Origin of the sequence: Ideonella azotifigens, from assembly GCF_006519715.1 — a bacterium.
Classification (GTDB): domain Bacteria; phylum Pseudomonadota; class Gammaproteobacteria; order Burkholderiales; family Burkholderiaceae_C; genus Ideonella; species Ideonella azotifigens.
The window spans coordinates 1-5,455 of the sequence record NZ_VIDT01000378.1; the positions used below are offsets into that span (position 1 = coordinate 1).

At 67.8% G+C, this 5,455-nt stretch carries 5 protein-coding genes; 2 read left to right on the forward strand and 3 right to left on the reverse strand.

Annotated elements, in window-relative coordinates; genetic code table 11:
* On the forward strand, positions 1 to 2,594 hold a 2,594-nt coding region (locus FKP22_RS19805), incomplete at its 5' end, for an AbfB domain-containing protein (protein WP_141289423.1).
* A 43-nt stretch (positions 2,595 to 2,637) separates the two neighbouring features.
* Here the strand turns inward: FKP22_RS19805 and FKP22_RS19810 are convergent.
* The 3 genes from FKP22_RS19810 to FKP22_RS19820 are packed head-to-tail and all read right to left on the reverse strand — an operon-like array spanning position 2,638 to position 4,527.
* Positions 2,638 to 3,087 carry a hypothetical protein gene (locus FKP22_RS19810; protein ID WP_141289424.1) on the reverse strand — a complete coding sequence of 150 codons (450 nt, stop codon included), beginning with the start codon at positions 3,085 to 3,087 and terminating at the stop codon, positions 2,638 to 2,640.
* Between the two features lie 39 nt (positions 3,088 to 3,126).
* Positions 3,127 to 3,624 carry a hypothetical protein gene (locus tag FKP22_RS19815; protein WP_141289425.1) on the reverse strand — a complete coding sequence of 166 codons (498 nt, stop codon included), beginning with the start codon at positions 3,622 to 3,624 and terminating at the stop codon, positions 3,127 to 3,129.
* Positions 3,625 to 3,681: 57 nt separating this feature from the next.
* Positions 3,682 to 4,527 carry a CPBP family intramembrane glutamic endopeptidase gene (locus FKP22_RS19820; RefSeq protein ID WP_170200975.1) on the reverse strand — a complete coding sequence of 282 codons (846 nt, stop codon included), beginning with the start codon at positions 4,525 to 4,527 and terminating at the stop codon, positions 3,682 to 3,684.
* Positions 4,528 to 4,672: 145 nt separating this feature from the next.
* Between FKP22_RS19820 and FKP22_RS19825 the strand changes: the two genes are divergently transcribed.
* Positions 4,673 to 5,455 (forward strand): S46 family peptidase (locus tag FKP22_RS19825; protein WP_211361480.1); only part of this gene is annotated, 783 nt, incomplete at its 3' end.

Below are 5,455 nucleotides of genomic sequence, written 5' to 3' on the forward strand. Positions count from 1 at the left end.
AGGTCGCGCGGACCGACTGGCTGAACCTCAACGGCAGCTGGAGCTATACCGGCGGCGCCGCCGCGCCCGATGCCGACAACCCGCCCGCCACCGCGCCGGCCTTCCCGGCCCAGCCCGAGCAGATCCGCGTGCCGTACCCGGTGGAGTCCTACCTCTCCGGCATCCAGCGCATGAACGAGCGCAACCTCTGGTACCGCCGCAGCTTCACGGTGCCGGCCGGCTGGGCCGGCAAGCACGTGAAGCTGAACTTCGGCGCGGTGGACCGCAAGGCCACCGTCTACGTCAACGGCCAGCAGGTCGGCCAGCACAGCGGCGGCTACGACGCCTTCAGCTTCGACATCACGCCCTACCTGAAGAGCGGCGAGAACGAACTGGTGGTCGGCGCCTTCGACCCGACCACCGGCGACGACATGCTGGGCAAGCAGACGCTGAACCCCGGTGGCATCTTCTACACACCCACCTCCGGCATCTGGCAGACGGTGTGGCTGGAGCCGGTGACCAGAGCCCACATCACCCGGCTGGACATGACGCCGGACCTGCCGAACAAGCAACTGCGCATCATCGTGCGCGGCGACAACCTGGACGGCCTGGTGGTGGATGCCGTGGCGTCCTCCGGCGGCAAGAAGGTCGGCACTGGCAGCGGCGTGGGCGACGTTGAATTCACCGTGCCGGTGCCCAACGCACACCTGTGGTCGCCCAGCGATCCTTTCCTCTACGACCTGAAGGTGCGGCTGCGCAAGAAGGCCGGTGCCAAGGTGCATGACGAGGTCAGCAGCTACTTCGGCATGCGCTCGATCAGCATCGGCATCGTCGACGGCGTGCCGCGGCCGCTGCTCAACGGGCAATACGTCTTCCAGTACGGCCCGCTGGACCAGGGCTTCTGGCCCGACGGGCTCTACACCGCGCCGACCGACGACGCGCTGAAGTCCGACCTGCAGGCCATCAAGGACCTCGGCATGAACATGGTGCGCAAGCACATCAAGGTCGAGCCGCAGCGCTGGTTCTACTGGGCCGACAAGCTGGGCCTGATGGTCTGGCAGGACATGCCACACGCCTGGGACGCCGAAAGCAATGCCGACGTGCAGGCTCGCGTGAAGGTCGAGGACAAGGAGATCGTCGACGAGCACCGCTCTTCGCCGGCCGTCGTCACCTGGGTCATCTTCAACGAAAGCTGGGGCGACTTCGACATGGTGGGCATGGCCAACCAGTTCAAGGCCTGGGACCCGAGCCGGCTGATCAACACCCACTCGGGCATCAACTTCGCCCCAGGCGATTCGGGTGCCGGCGACCTGATCGACCTGCACGACTACCCCGGCCCGTCTGCCCCGGCCTGGCAAGCCAACCGGATCTCGGTGCTGGGCGAGTTCGGTGGCAACGGCCTGCGCGTGGACGGCCACATGTGGAACCCGGATTCGACCTGCTGCTACAACCTCTATCCAGACTCGGCGACGCTGACCAATGTCTACGCGGCTCAGGTCGACAGCCTGCGGGAGCTCTCGGCGTCCAAGGGCCTGAGTGCGGCGGTCTACACCGAGATCTCCGACGTGGAGGACGAGCTCAACGGCTTCCTGACCTATGACCGCCAGGTCCAGAAAATGGACTTCGCGCGCGTCAAGGCAGCGCACCAGGCGCTGATCGCCGGCGTGCCTTACCTGCGCAAGGGCAGCTCGTACTCGTTCAGAACCGTGAGCCCCGGCGTGACCGACCGCTACCTGCGCCATGGCGACAGTGGCCTGGGCGTGACCGACGTGGTCAACGCCGGCAGCCCCGCCGGCCTGAAGCAGGACAGTTCCTGGAAGGTGGTCAACGGACTGGCCGACAGCAGCTGCCTGTCCTTCGAGGCGGTGAACCTGCCCGGCCAGTTCCTGCGCCACGCGGCTGACCGCTTGCGCATCGACGCCAGCGACAACAGCGAAGGCTTCCGCGGCGACGCGACCTTCTGTCCGCGCAAGGCGCTCAATGGCGGCGGCGGGCTGTCGCTGGAGTCCAAGAACCTGCCGGGGCAGTACCTGCGGCACATGAATGCCGAGCTCTGGCTGAATGCCTTCGAGGACAGCAGCAGCTTCCGCGCCGATGCCTCCTGGGCGCAGGCCACCGGCTGGTGGCGCAGCAGCGTGCTGATCAATCCGGGCGACATGCATTCGCTGCGGGTGCTGACGCCTGGCTACGACAACCGCTACGTGCGGCACCAGGACGGGCTGGCCTTCACCGAAGTGGTGGCTGCCGACAGCAGCGACACGCTGAAGCTGGACGCGACCTGGCACATCGTGACCGGCCTGGCCGATGGCAGCTGCTACTCGTTCGAGTCGCGCAACTTCCCTGGCGAGTACCTGCGCCACAGCAACTCGCGCGTGCGCCGCGATCCGCTGGAGGACTCGGACCTCTACCGCGCCGATGCGACCTTCTGCGCCGAAGGCACGCCCGACGGCAGCAGCGGCACGCGCTTCTCGGCCAGCAACTTCCCGAACCGCTACCTGCGCCACTACGCTGCCGAAGTCTGGATTGCTGACGGTACCGGCGGCAGCGACTGGAACACCTCGGGCAGCTACCTGAACGACACGCGCTGGGCGGTGGAGAACGCCTGGGCGCCTTGATGTCGGCCCGGTTCATCCCGGGCCTTTTTGGCTCAGCCGGGCGTCACTGCCAGCCGAAGTGCTGGCGGATCAGCTGGGCCGAGCTGTTGACCGGCTGGTGCAGCACATTGGGAAACTGCGCCACGCCGCTCTTCAGGTCCAGCCGCAGCGGATGGGCGCCCAGCACCGCGACCTTGCTGATCTTCCAGCCAGCGCTGCGGAATGCCGCGAGGTAGGCCTGCGCATCCGGCAGCCGTTCGCTGTCATGCGGATGCGCTTCGGGCCACAGCGAAAACGCCACCTGCTGGCAGCGGCTGCGCGCCACCTCGTTGATGAACTCGGCTGGATCGGTGCGCGAGTCCTGCAGCGCGGCCACCCGCACATAGAGCTTGACCTGGCCGCCGCCGTGCAGCGCGATGTCGCGCACGTTGCGGTTGAAACAGCCGGTCAGGCAGCGCAGCAGCGTGGCCTTGCGGGTGTGGGGATTACCGACCAGCACATGGGCTTCCACCATCCGCGAGGCTCCTTCAAGAGGTGATCAGGATCGGGTGCATCAGAACTGGGTCCATTTGCCGGGGGTCATGCCCTTCACGGCACGACCCGAGCCTTCGCAGGTCTTGCGCAGGCCTTCCAGCCCACCGGCGCCTGCATCGGCCAGGTAGTAGTGGCGCGAAATCACCACGTCGCCGCCCGGCGTCGTCACGTCGCATTTGGCCAGCGCACCCGGAGCGCAACTGGCCAGCATCGTGACCTTGGGCGGCGCCGCGCCTTCGAAGGGCGCGTGGCTGGCCTGTTCGCACCAGCTCTTGCCGACCTGCGCGGCCATGGCGCCGCCGCTGAAGCTGGCGCATTCGTGGATCTGGATCGGCTTGGGCGCGACGGGCGGCATGGCCGGCAGCGAGCCCTGCTGGTCGCAGGCCATCACCGGTGCCGGCTCGGCGGCCTGTGCGCTGCCGAGGCAGGCGACCAGGCCGGCCATCAGGCTGGCCATCAAGCTGGCGCTAGCGAGGAAGCGGCGGGAAAACATGGGGAACGAAGGGCGGGTGGTCATCGGGCGAATGTCTTTCAAGGTCCTGGGAATGCGGCGAGGCCGCAGCCTCGGACCATGCTAGCCAACATCGCGAGCAGGAGCCGTGCCCGGTGGTGACAGCAGCCGCACCAGCCAGCGCAGGCCCACCCCCATCAGGATCAAGGACAGCACCCACCAGCCCATGCCGATGTCGCCGTCGCTGCCGGGCGGCGGTGGCGTGTTGTCGCTGGCCAGCCAGGTGATCAAGCTGTTGTAGGCGACGTGCAGCAGCAGCCCCGGGCCAACCGAGCGGGTGCGCTCGTACAACCAGCCGGTCAACACGCCCAGCAGCAGGCCGACCATGAACTGGTAGATGTTCAGGTGCGCCACGCCAAACAGCACGGCCGAGCCGACGATGGCCGGCCAGGCGGCGTACTGCGCCAGGAAGCTGCGCAGGATCACGCCGCGGTACAGCAGCTCTTCGAGCACCGGGGCGATCAGGCAGGCCGTCAGCACGGTGGACAGCGAGGTGTCGCTCATGCGCTTGAACAATTCGGTGTCGTGGCTGGACAGCGGCACCAGGCGGACCAGGATGTCGTCCAGCGTCGAGATGCCCATGACCAGCCCCGGCGTCATCAGCAGCAGCGGTGCCGCGGTGACGCCCAGCGTGGCCATCGCCGAGCTCGGGCCGGCATGGAACAGCGCGCCGTAGCCAATGCCCTTGCGGTACAGCAGCACGCTGAACAGCAGCCCGTAGGACAGGATCAGCACCAGCGCCGTGACCTCAGGCTCCGCCAGCCCGAGGTCCTGGCTGGCGCCGTACAAGGCCTCGCCGATCAGGGCCTGCAGCAGCATCAGCACCAGCATCAACCAGACCGCACCGACGGCCGACGGAAAGCGCGCATCCCGCTCGGGCGGCGGTTCCAGCGGGGCGGGCGGGGGCAAGGGTTCAGGCATGAGGATGTGCCAAGCTTATCCGCATCCGGTGCCCGGCGTAGACTGACCGTTTGACCGCTGCCACAGTCTTTTGCGCATGACCAGCCGACTTCTTGCTGCCCATTCGTTGCCTCGCCGCTCCCTTTCAACCCGCTTGCTGCCTGCCGCCGTCGCCTCGCTGCTGGCGCTGGCCAGCCTGGCCGCCGCTGCCGACGAAGGCATGTGGACTTTCGACAGTCCGCCGCTGGCGGCGATCCAGCAGCAGCACGGTGTGGCACTCAGTGCCCGCTGGCTGCAGCAACTGCAGAAGGCGGCGGTCAACTTCGGCGGGGCCTCGGCCTCTTTCGTGTCATCGCAAGGCCTGGTGCTGACCAACCACCACGTGGCGCGCGGCTGCATCGCCCGGCTCTCCACGCCCGAGCGCGACCTGGACGGCCACGGCTTCCTGGCGCGCACGCAGGCCGAGGAACTGCGCTGCCCGGGCACGGTGCTGAAGGTGTTGCAATCCAGCGACGACGTGAGCGACAGCGTGCGCCTGGCCACCTCTGCCGCGGCCGACGACGACGCGACCCGCAACCAGTCCCGCAAGCGCGTCATTGCCAAGCTGGAGCGCGACTGCCAGCAAAACACCCGGCTGCATTGCCAGGTGGTGGCGCTCTATGGCGGCGCGCGCTACGCGCTGTACCGCTACAAGGAATGGGACGATGTGCGCCTGGTCTTCGCGCCGGATGCCCAGGCCGCCAACTTCGGCGGCGACGACGACAACTTCGTCTATCCGCGCTTTGCGCTGGATTTCGCGCTGGCCCGCGTTTACGAAAACGGCAAGCCCGCCAAGCCCAGCGGCGTGCTGAAGCTGGCCAGCAAGCCGCTGGCCGAGGGCGACCTGGTCTTCGTTGCCGGCCACCCCGGCAGCACCGACCGGCTGCGCACGCAGGCC

Bases quoted from the DNA above. Each gene is read 5' to 3' on its own strand.
- FKP22_RS19810 (WP_141289424.1), bottom strand. From the start codon at position 3,087: ATGGTGGAAGCCCATGTGCTGGTCGGTAATCCCCACACCCGCAAGGCC.
- FKP22_RS19815 (WP_141289425.1), bottom strand. From the start codon at position 3,624: ATGACCACCCGCCCTTCGTTCCCCATGTTTTCCCGCCGCTTCCTCGCT.